We start from the raw sequence: 19,012 nt of genomic DNA, 5'->3' as shown, positions 1-19,012 counted from the left end.
ATCAAGGGAGAACAACATAAGTATTCTTTTATTAGCAAGGGTAAAATAAAAAAGAAAAAAACATATATAAAATGAAAAATCAGTTTGAAATACCTGTCACATTCGAATTGTGGCAGGTATTTTTATATATAAATAGTTGCAGTAAAAATGACTATAGTGGTATGGTGTGATATAATTTATATATAAAATACAAGCGTAAAATAACACGAAAGATCTTATATTTATAGAACTTAATAAGAGGTTATGCGTGGCAGGAGGGGAGAAATAGTATTACTTAAGCATATAAGCAGAGTGTCTGACTATGCATTCTTTAATTGTACGGGACTTGAATCTGTATACATTTTTTGTCATCTAACGCAAATCCAAATGGAGGTTACGATAAAATTCCATGTGGAACAATTGAAGATAATGCTTTTTACGGATGTAATAATATGAAAGACGTAACAACAGGATATGCAGTAAATTTTCCAAAATCATGGCCTGATGGTGGGGAAAATGTGGTAGGTTATACGGCTGGATTCTATTTTGTTGGTAATAAAGGTGTTATTATTAAAAAAACTATGTTGCCGGAGTTAGGCTGTAAAACTGTAATAATAGGTAATGGAGTTGAAGGAATTGTGGCATCAGGGATGAGTTATAAAAGAAAACTTGAATATGTTTACCTACCTGAAAGTATTGAATACATTGAAAATTATGCATTTCAATATGATGCAAAACTTAAAAAAATCACAATTCCAAGTAAGGTACCAGAGATAAAGGATCAAATTTTTGCTAATTGCCCTGAATTAACTACTATGACAATAAAAAATCCCAATATTGAACTGGCAAAAAAAGGTATGCCTATGAATTTGAAAACAATAATGGAGAGACATCAGATAATACAACAACAGAGGCAAGCGGTAATGTAACAACGGAAGTGACTAACAATACATCAACAGAATCTGGTGAGTCTGAAATATCTGAAACTAAGGAAAATACACCGGTTGGACCAACAGAAACAACCCCAAATAGTACATCTGATATAAACCCAACAGAAGATGCAGGAAATCAGACAACGTAAGGCAGGAATAATACTAAAACTACGAAAGGATATTTTGATATTACACCATCAGGCAAATTCAAAATAAAAAGTGTAAAAGAACTGAATTACCATTCTGTAAAATTGTCATGGAAAAAATAATAAAGTAACCTGGTCAGTCATTTGGTCAACGTATGTTAGAGGCGTGCCTAAAAAGCCTAAATTAACTTTAAGAAAAAGCAAAACCATATGGATTTTGTCATGGGGAGTAATAAAAGACAACAGCAAAGGCGTTGAGGTGTATATGAGAAAAGGCACCCAAGGAAAATTTAAAAAAGTGAAAACAATTAAAAACATAAAAAAGAGCAAAAAGAAAAAAGGTGCTACAGGAATGACGGCTGATGTAAGCAGGCTGAAATCCAAAGGAACTTATTTCTTTAAAATAAGAACCTACGCTATAGTTAATGGAAGAAAAATTCATAGCCGTTGGTCTAAAACAAGAAAAGTTAAAAAATAGAATATAACTATACAACGTAAGAAACAGTTTTACAGAATTTAAACAGGCATTTCTTTATTTATTATCATTTATGAAAAGAAGAAATACAGAGTTGAAAAATTTTGTAGGACTGTTTTTTATGTAATAAGTAATTTGTTGAAATAATTATTACATAAAAGGTATTTAGCAATTAGTGAAAATTTATATGAAAAAAATTGTGCAAAAAGGTCAAATTTTGAAAAAAACTAACAAAAAACATGGTAAAATATTACTATGAGACAGAGGGAAAATATGGAAGAAGGGAGAAAGTTATGAACAAAGATATGGATTACGATGCTTTAAGAAATGATTTGGAAGATTATTATGGTACGGCTATGTTTGGAGGTGCTGGTATGGCAATGGGTGGCTTGTCGGATGTAGAAAGTGCATCAGATGACAGACTGATTGAAATTGCTGCAAGGGAAAGAATCAATTTAGGAAAATATGAAAAATAAAGTGTTAAGAACGGAAAAATGCGAGATAAGGAGAGATAAAAATATGGCAGAAGTTTATTGTGACTTTAGGTTAGACGTAAATACTGACAAAGAATTTGAAATAATAAAGGAAATTTTGGAACACAAAATACTAAATCAGAAATATGTTTTTTATAGTGTTGACGAATATGACTCAGAGAATAGAAGCATAATATTTGATGAAGCATCAGGAGGTCTTGAGAATACTGTTCTAAGCCTTGTGGCAGAAATAAATAGCTATATAGATGAACTTGCAGAGCTGCAGGAATCGGAAGCTGACAAGGAAATATTTAGAAATTTTCATTATGAAGTATATGCGACAATACTTGATTGTTATTGTGGTCTTTCACATGATGTTATTATAGAGAGAAATAATGGCAAGGTCACAATGCAAGAGGAAGAAGAAGTTTCGTCTTATGATATTTATTTTAGTAACGAAGATAAGGCAAAAGATGAATACGAATTTGTATGCAGTAGAGTAAGACAAATATCTGGTCCTGATCCTTATATTATGCCACTGGAAGAGTTTATGAAAAGAAAAGGAGATACGATTTATATAGGATATGATGGAATGACAGATAAGAGTCCGGGATGGGATGACCCAGTAGAATTGATTTTTAATAAAAATTGAAATTAATTATTCAGACAGCCTTTAATACATACTGGAAGCACGCGAGTGCAGTAGTCTGGAAGAGCTAGTTAATAAAATGACGAAAAATAGAAGATAGTAGGAGGATAGCGGAATGAAGTTATTTGTTACAGGTGATAATCACATAGGAAGAAAATTTGATAAATATAGTATTAAAAATCAGTTGATAGAAAGTAGATTCCTTTGCCTTAAGGATATGGTAGAAACTGCAGAAAAAGAGCAATGTGAGTTCTTCATTATTACAGGTGACCTTTTTGATAATACTTATGCAATAACAAAAAAGGATGTTAAACGTGTAGTTGAGATTCTTGCAGGTTTTAATCAGAATGTTTTGGTGCTTCCCGGAAATCATGATTTTTATTCAGGCAATGAACAGCTATGGAATGATTTTATGACTATGGCAGATGCGCATAGCAATATTATTGTACTTAATGAATACCAGCCGTATGAATTTGATAGTAGTGATGGACCTGCTGTTTTTTATCCTGCTTATTGCGATAGTAAGCATAGTGACACTAATCGCTTGGATTGGATAAAGGAAGAGAATATTGATGGTGTGAGCAAGTATAATATTGGTATTGCTCATGGCGCTTTGGAAGGACTTGCAATTGATACAGAAGGGGAGTATTTTCCAATGACTAGAACTGAGCTTGACAGTATTCCAATGGATGTGTGGTTATTGGGACATGCTCATGTGACAGAACCTGCAATTCCAGCTAATGAGGAAAAGACAGGCTATACTATTTTTAATGCCGGAACACATGAACAACTTGATTTGCACAATAATACAGAAGGTAATGCCTTTGTGATTACATTACAGAACAACGATGGAATTAAGAAAATTTTGGCTAAACGTGTAGTAACCGGAAGAATAAGATACTACGATGAGAAGTTGACCTTTAATGCTACAGACAATAAGTCTTTAGAAAAGACTATCGAAGAATTAGTAAAAGATTACTCTAGCAACTCAATTGTAAGACTGACAATCTCCGGAAGTATAGATGCATCTGAATATCAGAAAAAAGAAGCAATTTACGAGGCTCAACTTAGTAGATTCTTGAACTACAAGATTCTTGACAATGATTTAAGTGAGAAGATTACCAGTGAAAAGATTGAAAATGAGTTTTCAGAAATTGGTTTTGCAGCCAAATTTTTGGAAGGTCTATTGGATGATCCAGTGGAGCTTCAGATGGCGTATGATATTGTGAAATCATTGAAATAGAGGAGGTTGTACATATGAATATTAAATCAGTTAAAACTAGACAGTTTGCAGGTATTAAGAATAAAGAGGTAGAATTTGAAGACGGACTAAATGTATTGGTTGGTAATAATGAGACCGGTAAAAGTACCATGGTTGAGCTTATTTATCAGACTTTATATAGAGACTCTAAGCTTAGTAGGAGTAAGAAAGAAGACAAAGATTTCATTGCAAGATTTATGCCTTCTGATTCCAAGGGAGATGTTGTAGATGGAACGTTAGTGTTCGCTACAGATGATGGTCTGTATACCCTTCAGAAGAAGTGGGGGGCTTCAGAGATGTGTGAACTAGAGTCTTCAAACGACGGAATTATTGCAAATGAGAAAAAGATTAGAGAGATAATTGATGGTGAATTGGTTTACAAGAGGGGGCTTTATGATGATGTGGTTTTTGCATCTCAAAAAAGTCAGGCAAATGTGGTTGAGCACATTTTAAACAAGCTAGACAAAAAAGCACTTGTAAAACAGGATTTGGTTTCTATTATTGCGTCCGGAGGAATGTCATCAACAGAAGGAATTGCTCCGGAAGAAATTGAAAAGATTATTCAGGAAAAGATTGATGCACTTAGTGGACATTGGGATTTTGTAAATGATGGTCCTGATAAAAAACGAGGAATTGAAAATAAATGGGTTCAAGGTGTAGGAGCTATTCTGGAGGCTTATTATACTAAAGCAGAACTTGAGTATGCTTTGCAGAAGAGTGAACTTGCAGAAAAAGCTATTGATAATGACAATAACAAAATCAATGAAGCTAAAGAAAAACTGGAAAATTATCAGGCTGAAAAAGACGAGTATGAACGTTATGCAGTAGCGCTTGCTACTTATAATAGTAATATGAAACTTAAGGATGAGTATTTAAAGGCGAGAAACAAAATTTCTGCAGATTTAAAGGAATATCCACAGCTTCTCAAAGAATATGAAGAAGCTTTACATTTAAAGACGCTCTCTAAGGCGCAGGCTATAATTTCGCAGTATAAAGAAATCCAGGCAGCAAAAGATAGTCTTGTTGAGGCAAAAAAAGCAATCGAAGGGAAGACAGAAATAACTGCCGAAGATGATAAAAAGCTTGTTGATCTTGAGTCAGATATTAACAGTTTGCAAGCACAGCTTTCTAATCTTAATCTTGTAGCTAATATTAAGAAGCTTGGAAACACCGACATTCAGGTCAAATCAGTTGCTACAGGCAAGGACGTAGATATTTCTGCCGGTGAATTTGATATTAATGAAACTGTAGAGATTACAGTTCCAGGTGTTATGAGTATGACAATTGCAGCAAAGGGCGTAGATGTGGAAGATGTTAAGCGACAGCTTGATGAGAATAATAAGGAAAGAGAAGCACTTCTTTCAAAATGCAAAGTAAAGGACCTTGATGAACTTAGAACTAAGAGAGAGGAGTATACAGCAGCATATCATAATTTAAGTGTTGCTCAGAAAGATTATGATAATCTTATAGAAGGCATAGATCTTGATAAGCTTGATGAAGATTATGAACATCATAAGGAAAAGTCTTCAGAACTGGAGGGACTTGATAAGAAGATTAAGGAACTTTGCGGTTCTGAATCAATAGATTCTTATGAAGCAATGTTAAAACAGAAGTGCAATTCCATAGAAGGAGAATACGATGCCGAGGCACCTGTTGATTGCATGAAGAAAAAACTTGAAGAAGCAGAAGCCAAACTTGCAGAGATTGATTCGCAACAGGGTGACGTTGAAAACATTCCAAAGAAGTATCGTGATATTGAAGATGCCAAAGTTTACAAAGAAACACTTAATTCCAATATTGAAGATGCTACCAACCAGATTGAAGAGGCAAAGGAAGCTCTCAGTGGGCATGAAAAAGAGCTTGGTGATGTGGCACCTGAGGATTTGAGAACTCAGATTGATGATGCAACAATAGAATTTCAGAAACTTAAGGATGACTGCGAAAGATGGAATCATATTTTAGCAGTTCTTAAAGCGACTCGTGAGAATATGGCTGGCGAAAGTACAATGTCTGATGTTCAGGATAGGTTCGCTGAGTATCTTTCTGTAATTACTGATGGCAGAATTAATCTTAAGTCTATGGATGAAAATATGGATGTAAATATTCAAAGTGGTAATAATCACATGACTTATGAAATTCTCTCAGAGGGTACAAAAGACACGATTGCCCTTGCTTTTAGACTGGCAATACTTGAACATTTATTCCCTGATGGTGGTGGTCTTGTAGTTTTTGACGACCCATTTACAGAGATGGATGAAAACAGAACAGAGCAAGCGTGTAAGTTGGTTCAGAAATTTGCTGATGCCGGTAACCAGGTTATTTTTGTAACTTGTGATAATAAATATAAAAATATGCTTTCAGGAAATATAGTGGAATTGTAGGAAGTTAATACAACAAAGTATTTAAAGGTATAGTATAAGAATAAAAAAGGAGGTTAGCTAATATGAAAAATAGCGAATAAGAAATTCCTATAAAAAAATATCAATATATCTTAGAAAAATGCACTTGCTAAAATGTGTAAAAGTACTAAGGGGTCAGTTGTTGAAAAAAACGGTATATGTCATATGTTAAAATAGTTTTATCAATAAAATACAATAGAAAAAGGAAAAGAATATGGAGGACGAAGAGGATGATCAAATGCCCGAATTGTAATATGGCAGTTTCTGAATTTGCAACAACTTGTCCTCATTGCGGAAAGACAATAGACAAAGAAAGTGTTACAAAAGCGGTAGAAACACAAAATACTTCTAAAAAGGAAATAAACAGGAAACGACAATTAAGTAAGCTTGGAAAAGAAAAATATTTACCTTTAGTTATGGTAATAATATTAATACTTTTTAGATTAGTCAATGAGATACAAGCTTTTTCTATAGTATATGATACATTAGCTGGTAGCAAAATTTTGGGAACACTGATTTATAGCGTTGCTGTACAATTAATTCTTTCATCAGTTCTGTTTTGTATAATACCAATTTCTTTTTTAACCAAAATGTATCAATCTAGTAAAGGATATATACTAAAAAATATACAGATGGTAATTGATGTATATATTATATTTATGAGTTTGATAGGAGTGCTATCAGGATTTAGGAATATGAATGTTATGCATAGTATACAAATGTTATTATTGTTATTGGTATTTGTAACATCTTTGATATTGTGCATTAAAATGGGTAAAAAGCAAGATGTACATAGTGATGAGAAAAATGAAACAACAGAATAACAATTTATATTTTAAATAGAAAGATAATCTAAAATATCTGCCATATTAGAGATGTGGCAGGTATTTTTTTTTGCAAAAAACATAAACGACTTATATAATATGATGCTAATATAGAATAATATGTTGACAAAATAAAAGGAATACTATATCATATATATACTTATACAATTTGTGACAAAATAATGCGAAAATAATTAGATGAGTAAAGAAAGGTTATGGTATGGGAAAACAGGATGTGTTAGCAAAAAAGTACATGTCAGATAATGAAAAGTTTGCAGATGTGTTTAATTATTATTTATACAATGGAAAGCAAGTTATAAAGTCAGAAAACTTAAAAGAAGAAAGCATAAGCGAAATAGCCCTTCCCTACAGTGAGAAGTATAAAAACACTTTTGTTGAAAAGTATAGAGACATTATTAAAAAGTGTGTAATAAAAAGTGACAACCATTATACATATTTTCTTTTAGGCATAGAGAATCAGTCAGAGGTTCATTATGCAATGCCTGTAAGAAACATGCTTTATGATGCATTGAATTATTCAGGGCAGGTCAACAGGATAGAAAAAGATCACAAAAAGAAAAAAGATAAATTAAGCACGGCAGAATATCTGTCAGGAATAACAAAGAGTGATAAAATCACACCTGTTATAACATTGGTGCTATATTGGGGCAATGAAGCCTGGGATGGACCGAAAAGTTTATATGAAATGTTTAAAGAAACAGACCTGGATATTTTAAGATATGTAAATGATTATCACATCAATATAATAGAGCCAAAAGACATAAAGGACTTCTCAAAATTTAAAACCGAACTGGGAAAAGTGTTAGAGTTTATCAATGCATCAGACAGCGTGGCAAAAGTTAAAGAAATTTTGGAAAACAATCATGAATATTATTTACATATGGACATTGAATCTGCTAGAATGATAAAAACATTTGGAAAGCTAGAGATAGATATGAAGCAGTATGAGAAAAATAAGGAGGAAGTTAATATGTGTAAGGCATTAGAGGACATGGTTCTTGAGGGCAAGCAGCAGGGCATAGAGGAAGGAATGCAGGCAGGTATACAAGAAGGTATAAAGGCACTCATAGAAGTTGCAAAAGAGTTGGGTGCAACAACAGATATAATTGAAAAGAAAGTGGAAGAAAAATTTAATTTGTCAAAAGATGAAGCTGTTCAGGCAGTGAAGAAATATTACAAGTAGAGTTATTATCATATAGTCGTTTTTTTGATAAGAGGGTTCTTATAAGGACTCTCTTATTTTATATTTGCTCAGTTTGTAGCTTAAAATTACGAGCAATCTCCAGCTCAAATCCGCTTCGCTGCTTTTCGCTGGAGATTGTCACAACATTAAAAAATAGAAAAAGACAATAATTCCTGCAAGCAGTGTACGCCGAGCCAGCTCGATTCCACTTCGTTACATCTCGCTGTGGGCTGTCGCCCAATAAATATAAAATAAAAAGTAGTTGTCTGAGTATGCAAGCATTCTCTTCCAACTACTTTTATTTAATATTTGCTCGGCTCGTAATTAACCAAAGTATCTCTTTAGTAATCCTTCAAATGCTTTGCCGTGTCTTGCTTCGTCTCTTGCCATTTCATGTACTGTGTCATGGATTGCATCAAGGTTTGCAGCTTTTGCACGTTTTGCAAGATCAAATTTTCCTGCTGTTGCACCGTGTTCTGCGTCTACACGCATTTCAAGGTTTTTCTTTGTTGAGTCTGTTACAACTTCACCAAGTAATTCTGCAAATTTTGCAGCATGTTCTGCTTCTTCGTAAGCAGCTTTTTCCCAATATAATCCGATTTCAGGATATCCTTCTCTATGAGCCACTCTAGCCATTGCAAGGTACATACCAACTTCTGAACATTCTCCTTCAAAGTTTGCTCTTAAGTCAGCTAAAATATCTTCGCTTACTCCCTGTGCAACACCAACTACATGTTCTGCAGCCCATGTCTTTTCACCTTCGTCTACCTTGTTAAACTTATCTGCAGGAACACCACATACTGGGCACTTTTCTGGTGCTTCATCTCCTTCGTGTACATAACCACATACTGAACATACAAATTTTGCCATTTTCTCTTCCTCCTAAAAATAAAACTTTAATAATATTAATATAAATGGGTATACCATTAATGTTTGGACTTACAATTATTGCATAAACCATAAAAGTAGGTGCGGTGTCCGTGAATTTCACCGGAACAATGTTTGGAAGCCTGTTCACAGATGTTTAATTCATCCATGAATATATCTTCCACAGCACCACATTCACTACAAATAAAATGGTAGTGGGGTTCAACATGACCGTCAAAATGTTCACGTCCATCACCCAGTTTCAGGGAAAGGGCATCTCCCTGGTCAACCAAAAATCTCAGATTACGATAAACTGTTCCTAAACTAATGTTGGGAAGTTCTTCCCTGACGCTGTTGTAAACCATATCAGCAGTAGGATGGTCGTATCTGGATAAAAGATTTTGCCTGATGGCTTCTCGTTGAAAACTTTTCTTAACCATGTCTTTCTCCTTATCAATAATAGTAACTATTATCATTTTATCAGAAAAAAACTATTTGTCAACAATTATTTATATTTTTTTATTGAATATGTTTATTGTTTTAAAAACGTTTTATATATATAACTTAATTAATAAGGATTGAACGGTTTTAATTGAATATTGTTATCTAATAAAAGGGGGCTTTTATTATGAAAGGATTGAAGAAAATGATTGCAGTAGTATTTACTATAGCAATGGTAGTAACTTTTGTGCCACAGATTAATTTGGGGGTAAATGCAGATACGGCAAAAAAATTCACCTATGCAAAATATTGTGTAGGGGAATTACTCAATTTAAAAGGTTTCGAATTTTAACATATGTTAAAGTCCGAAACCTTTTTTAATAATGTTGTTTTAAAATAAATTATTTACTTAATCTTTCGTGGATGCTTGCAGCAGCCTGTTTTCCGGCTCCCATTGCAAGGATTACTGTAGCAGCACCTGTTACGGCATCACCACCGGCAAATACGTTGTCTCTTGTTGTTTCTAAAGTATCTTCATTAACAACTAAGCAACCCCATTTGTTTGCTTCCAAACCTTCTGTAGTAGTTCTAAGAAGTGGGTTTGGACTTGTACCGATTGACATGATAACTGTGTCAACATCAATATCGAAGTTACTTCCTTCAATGGCGAGAGGACGACGACGACCTGAAGCATCAGCTTCGCCAAGTTCCATCTTAACACATTCCATCTTACATACACGACCGTTTTCATCACCTTTAAGTTTTACAGGGTTATGTAATGTTTTAAAGATAATTCCTTCTTCTTCAGCATGTTCGATTTCTTCGTTACGTGCAGGAAGTTCTTCCATACCACGACGATATACAATGTATACATTTTCAGCACCAAGTCTAAGAGCTGTTCTTGCAGCGTCCATGGCAACATTACCACCACCAACTACAGCAACATTTTTACTCTTAATTACAGGTGTATCATAATCATCTAAGTAAGCTTTCATAAGGTTAGCTCTTGTTAAATATTCATTTGCAGAATATACACCAACTAAAGCTTCACCTTCAATACCCATGAATGATGGAAGACCGGCACCTGAGCCAATAAATACTGCCTTAAATCCCATTTCCATAATTTCATCAACTGAAAGTACACGACCGATTACCATGTTAGTTTCAACCTTAACACCAAGTTTTGTAAGGTTATCAACTTCCTTCTGTACAATATCTTTAGGAAGTCTGAATTCCGGTATACCATAAACTAAAACACCACCGGCTTTGTGGAAAGCTTCAAAAATAGTAACTTCATAACCAAGTTTTGCAAGGTCGCCTGCACATGTAAGTCCGGCAGGACCTGCACCGATAACAGCTACTTTAATACCGTTTGATTCAGGTTTTACGGCGTCATCATTGCTGTGAGCCATATGGTAGTCAGCAACGAATCTTTCTAAACGACCAATGGCAACAGGTTCACCTTTAATACCACGGATACACTTTCCTTCACACTGATTTTCCTGTGGACAAACACGACCACATACAGCTGGAAGACCATTTGTACTTGTTATAATATTGTAAGCTTCGTCAAAATTACCTGCAGCAACCTGTGCGATAAATTCAGGAATTCTAACGCATACAGGACAACCACTCATACAAGGTTTATTCTTGCAGTTAATACATCTTGTTGCTTCTTCCATAGCCATTTCAGCAGTGTATCCTAAAGCAACCTCGTCAAAGTTTTTATTTCTTACATTAGGTTCCTGTGTAGGCATAGGTACCTTTGTTAAAGTCATATTAGGCATTATTTCGCACCTCCCATATCAGCTGCCTTGTACATACGGCAGTGTTCTTTATCGTGAGCTTCAAATTCTCTATAAGTAGAATTACGCTGCATTAATTCATCGTAATCAACTTTGTGACCATCAAAATCAGGACCGTCAACGCAGGCAAACTTGATTTCGCCTCCAACAGTAACACGACAACCACCGCACATTCCTGTTCCGTCAATCATAATAGGGTTAAGTGAAACTAATGTCTTAATGTTATATGGTTCTGTAACCTTTGAAACAAACTTCATCATAGGAATTGGTCCGATTGCAATAACTAAATCGTAGTTATTACCGGCATCGATTAATTCCTGTAATTTGTTGGTTACAAATCCTTTTTCTCCATAAGTTCCATCATCTGTAGTAATGAAAAGTCTGTTACATACAGCCTTGAATTCATCTTCTAAAATAACAATATCTTTGCTTCTAAATCCGGCGATAACATCTACGTCAGCTCCCATGTTAAATAAAGCTTTTGCAGAAGGATAAGCAATGGCATTACCAACACCACCACCGATAACGCAAACTTTCTTTGCATCACCAAACTCTGTTGCTGCACCAAGTGGACCAACAAAATCTAAAATAGCATCGCCTTCCTGTAACTGTGATAAAAGCATTGTTGATTGACCAACAATCTGAAAAATAATAGATACAGTTCCTTTTTCTGCATCTGTATCAGCAATAGTAAGTGGAATACGCTCACCATGTTCATCAATTCTGAAAATAATGAACTGTCCGGCTTTAGCCTTTTTAGCTATAAAAGGAGCCTGAACATCTAAGCGTACAACAGTATCATTTAATTGCTGTCTTTTGACAATCTTGTACATTTGTATTCCTCCCGATTTAATGTTCTTAAAAACTTAATCTCAAACTCATAAAAAGTCACTCTACAGTATATCATAGCGCTGTGATTATAGCAATTATAAAAAATATCAGTATAAACAAAAAATAGCAGAAAAAATAGCAGAAATAAAAAATACCCAAAGGAATATGAAAGTCTTTTAGTCTCCCCCCACACTTAAAAACCTCAAATATTCCAGTGAGTATTTCATTAAAAGATTAAGATGGCCCCCCGACATTTTAATCTTAATTGGATTGTTGTGCTTACTACATTAACAATCATATATATAATATGAAAAAAGCTTTACATTCCGGCATAATATCCAACCTATAAAATTATGCCAGGTATAAAAATTAGTCTCTTGAGATATACCATGCATAAATTCCTGCAGCAACAACGATAACAGCCATAACTGCAACGATAATACCTGTTTCCATAATATGTACCTCCTTATTTTTTTGTACCAAAATAAAACCTTACAAAAAGGCTGTACATATTACTTCTTACCATCCTTTTGGTGAATATAATTTAGAATTGTAGTCCTACTATATATAATTGCAGTATTAACCAGTATTAGAGAAAGTAATACCACAAAAAAATTGTAGCAGGGTGAAGTTAAAAGAACTGCAAAAATACCGCCAAATCCTGAAAAGGTATTGTTTGCATTGCGTAAACGTGTAAGTGAGGCTGAACTTCCTGACTCGCTTCTTGTAGATACTGTTGCAGGTAATGCATCTTTAATTACCTGAAAAGTATAAGAATCATCTTTGGAAGATGATGAAAATAATTCGCTGGTATTTGAAATACCGAAAGTAACCCATGAGAAAACGAGACTAATACAAATAAGATAACATATGAGATTTTTTCTATTGTATTGTTTCATATTACCTCGCCTCCCGATAAGTTTAAATAAATTACAACAAATATAACACTATAATTAAAAATAATCCATACTTTTTTTAATAAACTAATTTTTTTAGGCACTTCTAAATAAAGTAGTTCTAAATGAACGCAATATTATATTGCGGGAATTATTTCAACGGAAATCTGGTCAAACTTATTTTCTAAATCTTTTGTAATGTGTTCCTGAATATTTTTAAAATCTTTAACTTTTATAATATCAGATTTACTTTTCACATATACTTCAATCCAGGTTTTTCGACCGGTCTGAGTAACGTCAAGAAAGTCTAAGCTATAATTATAAGTTTTAATGTCTTCTTTAACAACGATACGAATTTCATCCATAATTTCTTTCTCAGGTGAGAACAGAACAAGTTCTCTTAAAGTTTTAAAAATCTGAACAACAGGTTCTTTTAATAAAAACAGTGAAACCACAATGGCTACAGAAGAATCAATGTATGGAATTATGAATTTCAGTTCTGTATTTGCAAGCAATAGCTGGAATAAAAAAGCAACAGATATACCAAGTGTACTTACAACATCTACCTTCCATAAATATAATTCCGACTGAATCATAAGTGAGGAATAGCTTCGGCTTAGGTGCTTTAATAATAGAAGCATTAAAATACAGAAAAAGCAAAGAGTTGATTCATACATTAAAACACTGAAAGCGTCTACAGTATGCCCGCCGTTTAATAAAATCTTTATGTTTGAAACAATCATGTTAATAACCACAACTAATAGTACAGTGTATTTTAAAAGAACAAGTAGAGATTCTATCTGAGAAAATCCGTAAGGCTTGTTTTCGGAAACAGGCTTGTACAAAAATGGAACAAGAATGAACATTGGTAGCAGAAGCATTAAATCAAACAAGTCGAAAATGCCATCAGCTATAACGGTTTTTGAACCCAGTAAAACTGCAGCGATTACTTCTACTACAGTAAAAATAATTGTTCCTGTAAGTGATAGTTTCAAAATTTTGTTTTCCATTTTATATTTTTTATCATGCATGATAAGTTAAAATCCTTTCTCAATAAATAACTACTTTATATAAATAATTACGATTACACAAATAATTATGTTTATGCAAATTTAATTCATAAATATAATAAAGTCTGGTATAATACAAATGTCAACACATATAATTGTTATATTAAAGTGCTAAATAAAAGAAAATATGATTATAATTTCATAAAAACATTGGTATTATACTAATGTTAGAGAGCAGTCATAAAAAAGAGTGCTGGAAAATGTTATAAGAAGAATTTTTATTAAAACAACAGATATAGAAGCAAATTTGGAAAAGGATAAATATGAAGAGAAAGAAGACTTTTAACATTGGGGAAGTATCAAGACTTTTTAACGTAAGCGCTGATTCAATCAGATATTATGAAAAAATTGGAATTTTGGAACCAACCAGAAATCAGGAAAACAACTACAGAGTATATACTTTATCGGATATCCGGCAACTTACAATGATAAGAGAACTGTTGGGACTTAGTTTTTCCACAGACAGAATTAAGGAATTTGATAAGAACCAAAATGTGGAAACAACCAAAATGCTTTTATCAGAGGAACTTAATATAGTAAATAAAAGTATTGTTGAGTTATTTGAAAAGAAGGTAAGTATTGAGGCGAGAATAAAATCGTTAGAAGAAAATATAAACCATACAGACTTAGGCAATATAAGGGTAAAAGAATTTGATGAACGCCATTGCGTAATGATAAGCGAGTCAAATCTTGACGATGATGATGTGGATTACTATCTTGTAAAATACATGCAGTCTCACAAAAACAAAGTTGACACAATTGGTGCATGTGATTGCTACGTGTTAGATACGTCAAAAGTAAGTGATGATGGTAATTCCTTTGAAACCAAAGGCGTATTTTTTTATTCAGATACATTGCTTTACAATAGTAATTATTCTCTGCCGGCAGGAAAATATTTGTCAATATTTTATAAGGGACCTTCCACCAGAACAAAAATTGCTGTAGACAAATTAATAACTTTTGCAAAAGAGCATCATATGAAAATAGTAGGTGATCCTATAGAATTTTGTCATATTGATGATTATGAAACATCAATAGATGATGAATGTTTAACGGAAATTCAGCTTCCTATTAAATAAAGGTTTAAATAGAGTGTGAATTAAATAGGATTTATGTAAAAGTAAATTATACTGTGAGGTGGAGAGTGAAATTTAAAATTTTAATTTTGAAAATAGGGATTATATTTAAAATGCACTAGCATTTTTTTCGGCTAGATAGTATAATGTTTAGTGGTCTGCTAGTAAGCAGCGAAAGATAATTATTAACGAACAACACAAAGTAGGAGGAAACCAAATGGTTAGAGCGATTGTTGGTGCCAACTGGGGTGACGAAGGAAAAGGTAAGATTACAGATATGCTTGGCGAAAAGTCAGATATCATCGTTAGATTCCAGGGTGGTAGTAACGCAGGACACACTATAATAAATGAATATGGAAAGTTTGCATTACATTTACTTCCATCAGGAGTATTTTATCAGCATACAACATGTGTTATTGGAAACGGTGTAGCACTTAATATTCCATATCTTCAGAGGGAAATTGATGATATCGTTTCACAGGGAGTGCCAAAGCCACATATTTTAGTTTCAGATAGAGCACAGATTCTTATGCCATATCACATTGATTTTGATGCATACGAAGAAGAAAGACTTGGAGGAAAAGCTTTCGGCTCAACTAAGTCAGGTATCGCTCCTTTTTATTCAGATAAATATGCAAAGATTGGATTCCAGGTATCAGAATTATTTGACGAAGATACATTAAAAGAAAAAGTAGTAAGAATTGCAGAACAGAAGAATATTCTTCTTGAACACATGTATCACAAGCCACTTATCGATCCTGATGAATTATTAGAAACATTACATGAATACAGAGATATTGTAAAACCTTATGTAGCAGATGTTTCATTATTCTTAAACAACGCTATCAAAGAAGGAAAGACAATTCTTTTAGAAGGACAGCTTGGAACATTAAAGGATCCTGATTTTGGTATTTACCCAATGGTAACATCATCATCAACACTTGCATCTTATGGTGCAATTGGTGCAGGTATCCCATGTTATGAAATCAAAGATATTATTACAGTAGTAAAAGCTTACTCTTCAGCAGTAGGTGGTGGAGAATTCGTAAGTGAGATTTTTGGTAAAGAAGCAGACGAATTAAGACGTCGTGGTGGTGACGGTGGCGAATTCGGTGCCACAACAGGTCGTCCACGTAGAATGGGATGGTTTGACGCAGTAGCTTCAAGATACGGTGTAAGAATGCAGGGCGCAACAGAAGTAGCACTTACAGTTCTTGACGTATTAGGTTACTTAGATGAAATCCCAGTATGTGTAGGATACGAAATCGACGGAGAAGTAACAAAAGACTTCCCAGTAACGTCACAGTTAAAGAAAGCAAAACCAGTATACGAAACACTTCCAGGATGGAAAGAAGATATACGTGGAATAACAGAATATGACAAATTACCTGAGAATTGCCGTAAATATATCGAGTTCATCGAAAAAGAACTCGGAGTTCCAATCACAATGGTAAGTAACGGACCAGGCAGACATGAAATCATATACAGATAGGCATTGAGCCTCGCCAAATAAAAAACACAGCCGAAAAATGTGCTTGCACAATTTTTCGGCTGTGTTTTTTATTTGATGTGGCGAAAGCCAGTGAGGTCATAGACCGAAGGTCTATGAGTACAGAGGCTCAATGCCTATCTTTTGTTTCCACGATTTTCTAAAAGCTTTGCAAGCCACATCATAACATAAATAATCACTGGAATTACAACCATACAATAGGCTGAAGCTTTCCAAAGTGTACTATATCCCAACAATGCAAACACTAAAGTAAGTAATGCACATACAACGACGACAATAACACCAAGCAGTGCCATGATTCTTTTTAATTTTTCCATATTATGTACCTAACGAATCCTTTCTACTACAATATAAGCCTAAAAAATAGAAGCTTATATTAAAATTATTCAACATAAAAGATTATAACAGACCAATAATATATTGCAATTATTGTTTTAAATAAGTATAATCTAATAAGTTGAATGTCTATCAGAGGATAAACTAAAATAATTACTTTTGGAGGAAAAAATGGCAGATAAGTATTTATTAGAAACATGGAGAGAAATAGCATACAATCAGGAACAGACTCAGCAGCAGTACAACGATTTCTGGAATGCATATTTTTTACAGGAAAAGGAAGTATATAAGGATATTCTTAAAAATTATGGCACAGTAGTTTCAGGCACAGTTGAAGAACTTGCAAAGAAGTACGACATGGAAGTTCTTACAATGGTAGGATTTTTAGATGGTATTAGCGAAAGCCTTAAAAAAGAAAATCCAATGGACCAGCTTACTGAAACAACAGAAGTTTCATTAGATTATGAACCTGAATTATTATATAAGAACATGGTAGCTGCTAAGGCACAGTGGTTATACGAATTAGAAGAATGGAACGATATCATTACACCTGAAAGACAGAAGGAATTATACAAGGAAGAAAAACGTTCAGGAACAATCGTTAAGGAAAAGAAGATTGGTAGAAATGATCCTTGTCCATGTGGTTCAGGAAAGAAATATAAACATTGTTGTGGAAGATAATTTAAGATTATTAGATAAAAGAGTACAAAATTTATATTAGACAATTAATAAAAAAGATAATTTAATTTCGAACAGGATTTCAAAAGTCCGGACCTAAAAGTCTGATTTATAGAGAATACTGAAATATCGAAACTAGATTATCTTTTTTTATTTATTAGATGCAATAATTTGTTTTACTTCGTGCTTTTTTGAGTCAGAAAAACCAATGATAATGTTGGCTTCTGTTGCACGAATTGTATTTAAAAGCTCCAAAGCTTCGTCACTGGTTTTGTGCCTGAGTGTTGTTGTAATTCCATCAAAAGAAGTAAGTACAAGTGAAAATTCAGTGGCAGTCTTTTTAGAATTAAAAGCAAATTTCCCCACACGATAACACCAAATTATATCGTTAAGTGGAATAACATAAATTCTTGGAATGGTTAAATCCACAAGATAATTTTCTGTTATATACATACTGTTAATTTGAATGTAATTGTCGCTGTTAAGTTCAATATTGGCATTTTTAATTAAATAGCGCTGTTCATCTTTACTTTTAAAAGGACAGACGTTGTAAGTATAAGGCTTTGCAAAATATAAGGCATAATTTATAAGCTTATATATAGTAGTAAGCAAAATAAAAATTAAAAGCCAAAATAAAATAATGTAGGGAATAATATTATAGTCTGCATTGCTAATGAAAAAATCTTTATTTACATCATTCATTGAAGCTTCGTTCCAGTTTAAATCTTTAATTAACATAGAGAGCATCTTTTTGTAAGTTCTGTTCGGTTTAGTGACTTTTCCCTTAAAAGAATAATTACTTAAAGTTTCTTTGGGAGTTGAGTCAACCGGAAGAAGCACAAAAAGACTTTTGCTATTTTTTATGGTGTAGTAATAGCCATATTTTTTGTGACCGATTTTCTCGAAGGTATAACCGGTGTAATGCAAATTTGATGTGGTAATTTTAACATATTTGTCTTTTGAAGTTACTGTGCTTATGTCGTTTATTTCTGTTGGGTGAAAAACAGATATAAATGGACAATTTAAAAAAATAATAATGCAAGCAATTAAAAGTAAAATGTATTTTTCAAATTGTTTTTTTGAGGATATTTTAATTTTATTATATATACTAACTGTCATTGAAGTTCTCCTATTATTAATTAAAGAAAATAGTAACATAA

The 19,012-nt window shown here is 33.3% G+C and carries 21 protein-coding genes; 13 read left to right on the top strand and 8 right to left on the bottom strand.

Annotated features, from left to right (window positions below; translation table 11 throughout):
- Positions 1–344 precede the first annotated feature (344 nt).
- The 9 genes from DW006_RS00350 to DW006_RS00315 all read left to right on the top strand — a co-directional run bounded on the left by DW006_RS00350 (position 345) and on the right by DW006_RS00315 (position 8,342).
- Complete coding sequence (locus DW006_RS00350; RefSeq protein WP_117998389.1) at positions 345–908, top strand: leucine-rich repeat domain-containing protein; 564 nt, start codon at positions 345–347, stop codon at positions 906–908.
- A gap of 8 nt (positions 909–916) precedes the next feature.
- Positions 917–1,060: a hypothetical protein gene (locus tag DW006_RS11995; protein WP_158561023.1), complete on the top strand. Its 144-nt coding sequence runs from the start codon at positions 917–919 to the stop codon at positions 1,058–1,060.
- 295 nt (positions 1,061–1,355) lie between these two features.
- Complete coding sequence (locus DW006_RS11970; protein ID WP_147337623.1) at positions 1,356–1,535, top strand: hypothetical protein; 180 nt, start codon at positions 1,356–1,358, stop codon at positions 1,533–1,535.
- A gap of 290 nt (positions 1,536–1,825) precedes the next feature.
- Positions 1,826–2,008, top strand: a complete 183-nt coding sequence (locus tag DW006_RS00340) for a hypothetical protein (RefSeq protein WP_117998382.1) — start codon at positions 1,826–1,828, stop codon at positions 2,006–2,008.
- 43 nt (positions 2,009–2,051) lie between these two features.
- A complete protein-coding gene (locus DW006_RS00335) occupies positions 2,052–2,657 on the top strand; it encodes a hypothetical protein (RefSeq protein WP_147337622.1) in 606 nt (201 codons plus the stop codon).
- 112 nt (positions 2,658–2,769) lie between these two features.
- Positions 2,770–3,897, top strand: a complete 1,128-nt coding sequence (locus DW006_RS00330; RefSeq protein ID WP_117998376.1) for a metallophosphoesterase — start codon at positions 2,770–2,772, stop codon at positions 3,895–3,897.
- A gap of 14 nt (positions 3,898–3,911) precedes the next feature.
- Positions 3,912–6,296: an AAA family ATPase gene (locus DW006_RS00325; RefSeq protein ID WP_117998371.1), complete on the top strand. Its 2,385-nt coding sequence runs from the start codon at positions 3,912–3,914 to the stop codon at positions 6,294–6,296.
- A gap of 272 nt (positions 6,297–6,568) precedes the next feature.
- Positions 6,569–7,138 carry a hypothetical protein gene (locus tag DW006_RS00320; RefSeq protein WP_147337621.1) on the top strand — a complete coding sequence of 190 codons (570 nt, stop codon included), beginning with the start codon at positions 6,569–6,571 and terminating at the stop codon, positions 7,136–7,138.
- A gap of 220 nt (positions 7,139–7,358) precedes the next feature.
- A complete protein-coding gene (locus DW006_RS00315) occupies positions 7,359–8,342 on the top strand; it encodes an Rpn family recombination-promoting nuclease/putative transposase (protein WP_117998365.1) in 984 nt (327 codons plus the stop codon).
- Between the two features lie 324 nt (positions 8,343–8,666).
- Here the strand turns inward: DW006_RS00315 and DW006_RS00310 are convergent, their stop codons facing one another.
- Both DW006_RS00310 and DW006_RS00305 read right to left on the bottom strand, forming a co-directional pair.
- A complete protein-coding gene (locus DW006_RS00310; protein WP_117998361.1) occupies positions 8,667–9,212 on the bottom strand; it encodes an NADH peroxidase in 546 nt (181 codons plus the stop codon).
- Positions 9,213–9,268: 56 nt separating this feature from the next.
- Positions 9,269–9,649, bottom strand: a complete 381-nt coding sequence (locus DW006_RS00305; protein WP_117998356.1) for a transcriptional repressor — start codon at positions 9,647–9,649, stop codon at positions 9,269–9,271.
- A 188-nt stretch (positions 9,650–9,837) separates the two neighbouring features.
- Here DW006_RS00305 and DW006_RS11990 point away from each other — a divergent pair, with 188 nt between their 5' ends.
- On the top strand, positions 9,838–10,002 hold the full coding sequence (locus tag DW006_RS11990) for a hypothetical protein (protein WP_158561022.1): 165 nt from the start codon (positions 9,838–9,840) through the stop codon (positions 10,000–10,002).
- A 49-nt stretch (positions 10,003–10,051) separates the two neighbouring features.
- On the opposite strand, the gene gltA is transcribed toward DW006_RS11990, so the two are convergent.
- The 4 genes from gltA to DW006_RS00285 form a co-directional block, all read right to left on the bottom strand.
- Positions 10,052–11,437 carry an NADPH-dependent glutamate synthase gene (gene gltA / locus DW006_RS00300; RefSeq protein WP_117998353.1) on the bottom strand — a complete coding sequence of 462 codons (1,386 nt, stop codon included), beginning with the start codon at positions 11,435–11,437 and terminating at the stop codon, positions 10,052–10,054.
- Positions 11,437–12,288 carry a sulfide/dihydroorotate dehydrogenase-like FAD/NAD-binding protein gene (locus DW006_RS00295; protein ID WP_022165896.1) on the bottom strand — a complete coding sequence of 284 codons (852 nt, stop codon included), beginning with the start codon at positions 12,286–12,288 and terminating at the stop codon, positions 11,437–11,439. The genes gltA and DW006_RS00295 overlap by 1 nt, the downstream gene beginning before the upstream one ends.
- A gap of 510 nt (positions 12,289–12,798) precedes the next feature.
- Positions 12,799–13,185, bottom strand: coding sequence for a hypothetical protein (locus tag DW006_RS00290; RefSeq protein ID WP_117998349.1), 387 nt, complete (start codon positions 13,183–13,185; stop codon positions 12,799–12,801).
- A 134-nt stretch (positions 13,186–13,319) separates the two neighbouring features.
- Positions 13,320–14,213 (bottom strand): cation transporter, encoded by an 894-nt coding sequence (locus DW006_RS00285; protein ID WP_117998345.1) that lies wholly within the window; start codon positions 14,211–14,213, stop codon positions 13,320–13,322.
- A 302-nt stretch (positions 14,214–14,515) separates the two neighbouring features.
- Here DW006_RS00285 and DW006_RS00280 point away from each other — a divergent pair, with 302 nt between their 5' ends.
- Both DW006_RS00280 and DW006_RS00275 read left to right on the top strand, forming a co-directional pair.
- Complete coding sequence (locus tag DW006_RS00280; RefSeq protein ID WP_022165893.1) at positions 14,516–15,331, top strand: MerR family transcriptional regulator; 816 nt, start codon at positions 14,516–14,518, stop codon at positions 15,329–15,331.
- Positions 15,332–15,545: 214 nt separating this feature from the next.
- Positions 15,546–16,820, top strand: coding sequence for an adenylosuccinate synthase (locus DW006_RS00275; RefSeq protein ID WP_117998341.1), 1,275 nt, complete (start codon positions 15,546–15,548; stop codon positions 16,818–16,820).
- 134 nt (positions 16,821–16,954) lie between these two features.
- On the opposite strand, the gene DW006_RS00270 is transcribed toward DW006_RS00275, so the two are convergent.
- Positions 16,955–17,155 (bottom strand): hypothetical protein, encoded by a 201-nt coding sequence (locus DW006_RS00270; RefSeq protein ID WP_022165650.1) that lies wholly within the window; start codon positions 17,153–17,155, stop codon positions 16,955–16,957.
- 190 nt (positions 17,156–17,345) lie between these two features.
- Between DW006_RS00270 and DW006_RS00265 the strand changes: the two genes are divergently transcribed.
- Positions 17,346–17,855, top strand: a complete 510-nt coding sequence (locus DW006_RS00265; protein WP_117998338.1) for an SEC-C metal-binding domain-containing protein — start codon at positions 17,346–17,348, stop codon at positions 17,853–17,855.
- 147 nt (positions 17,856–18,002) lie between these two features.
- Here DW006_RS00265 and DW006_RS00260 read toward each other — a convergent pair whose 3' ends face one another.
- On the bottom strand, positions 18,003–18,971 hold the full coding sequence (locus tag DW006_RS00260) for a hypothetical protein (protein ID WP_117998335.1): 969 nt from the start codon (positions 18,969–18,971) through the stop codon (positions 18,003–18,005).
- Between the last annotated feature and the right edge of the window lie 41 nt (positions 18,972–19,012).

Origin of the sequence: Eubacterium sp. AF36-5BH (assembly GCF_003460505.1) — a bacterium.
Taxonomy (GTDB): domain Bacteria; phylum Bacillota; class Clostridia; order Lachnospirales; family Lachnospiraceae; genus Eubacterium_G.
The sequence above is the reverse complement of the archived record's forward strand: the minus strand, read 5'-3'. Positions and strand labels throughout refer to the sequence as shown.

Bases quoted from the DNA above. Each gene is read 5' to 3' on its own strand.
- DW006_RS00325 (WP_117998371.1), top strand. From the start codon at position 3,912: ATGAATATTAAATCAGTTAAAACTAGACAGTTTGCAGGTATTAAGAAT.
- DW006_RS00275 (WP_117998341.1), top strand. From the start codon at position 15,546: ATGGTTAGAGCGATTGTTGGTGCCAACTGGGGTGACGAAGGAAAAGGT.
- DW006_RS00280 (WP_022165893.1), top strand. From the start codon at position 14,516: ATGAAGAGAAAGAAGACTTTTAACATTGGGGAAGTATCAAGACTTTTT.
- DW006_RS00340 (WP_117998382.1), top strand. From the start codon at position 1,826: ATGAACAAAGATATGGATTACGATGCTTTAAGAAATGATTTGGAAGAT.
- DW006_RS00315 (WP_117998365.1), top strand. From the start codon at position 7,359: ATGGGAAAACAGGATGTGTTAGCAAAAAAGTACATGTCAGATAATGAA.
- DW006_RS00285 (WP_117998345.1), bottom strand. From the start codon at position 14,213: ATGCATGATAAAAAATATAAAATGGAAAACAAAATTTTGAAACTATCA.
- DW006_RS00335 (WP_147337622.1), top strand. From the start codon at position 2,052: ATGGCAGAAGTTTATTGTGACTTTAGGTTAGACGTAAATACTGACAAA.
- DW006_RS00330 (WP_117998376.1), top strand. From the start codon at position 2,770: ATGAAGTTATTTGTTACAGGTGATAATCACATAGGAAGAAAATTTGAT.
- DW006_RS00320 (WP_147337621.1), top strand. From the start codon at position 6,569: ATGGCAGTTTCTGAATTTGCAACAACTTGTCCTCATTGCGGAAAGACA.
- DW006_RS00295 (WP_022165896.1), bottom strand. From the start codon at position 12,288: ATGTACAAGATTGTCAAAAGACAGCAATTAAATGATACTGTTGTACGC.
- DW006_RS00265 (WP_117998338.1), top strand. From the start codon at position 17,346: ATGGCAGATAAGTATTTATTAGAAACATGGAGAGAAATAGCATACAAT.
- DW006_RS00310 (WP_117998361.1), bottom strand. From the start codon at position 9,212: ATGGCAAAATTTGTATGTTCAGTATGTGGTTATGTACACGAAGGAGAT.
- DW006_RS00260 (WP_117998335.1), bottom strand. From the start codon at position 18,971: ATGACAGTTAGTATATATAATAAAATTAAAATATCCTCAAAAAAACAA.
- DW006_RS00290 (WP_117998349.1), bottom strand. From the start codon at position 13,185: ATGAAACAATACAATAGAAAAAATCTCATATGTTATCTTATTTGTATT.
- DW006_RS00305 (WP_117998356.1), bottom strand. From the start codon at position 9,649: ATGGTTAAGAAAAGTTTTCAACGAGAAGCCATCAGGCAAAATCTTTTA.
- DW006_RS11990 (WP_158561022.1), top strand. From the start codon at position 9,838: ATGAAAGGATTGAAGAAAATGATTGCAGTAGTATTTACTATAGCAATG.
- gltA (WP_117998353.1), bottom strand. From the start codon at position 11,437: ATGCCTAATATGACTTTAACAAAGGTACCTATGCCTACACAGGAACCT.
- DW006_RS00270 (WP_022165650.1), bottom strand. From the start codon at position 17,155: ATGGAAAAATTAAAAAGAATCATGGCACTGCTTGGTGTTATTGTCGTC.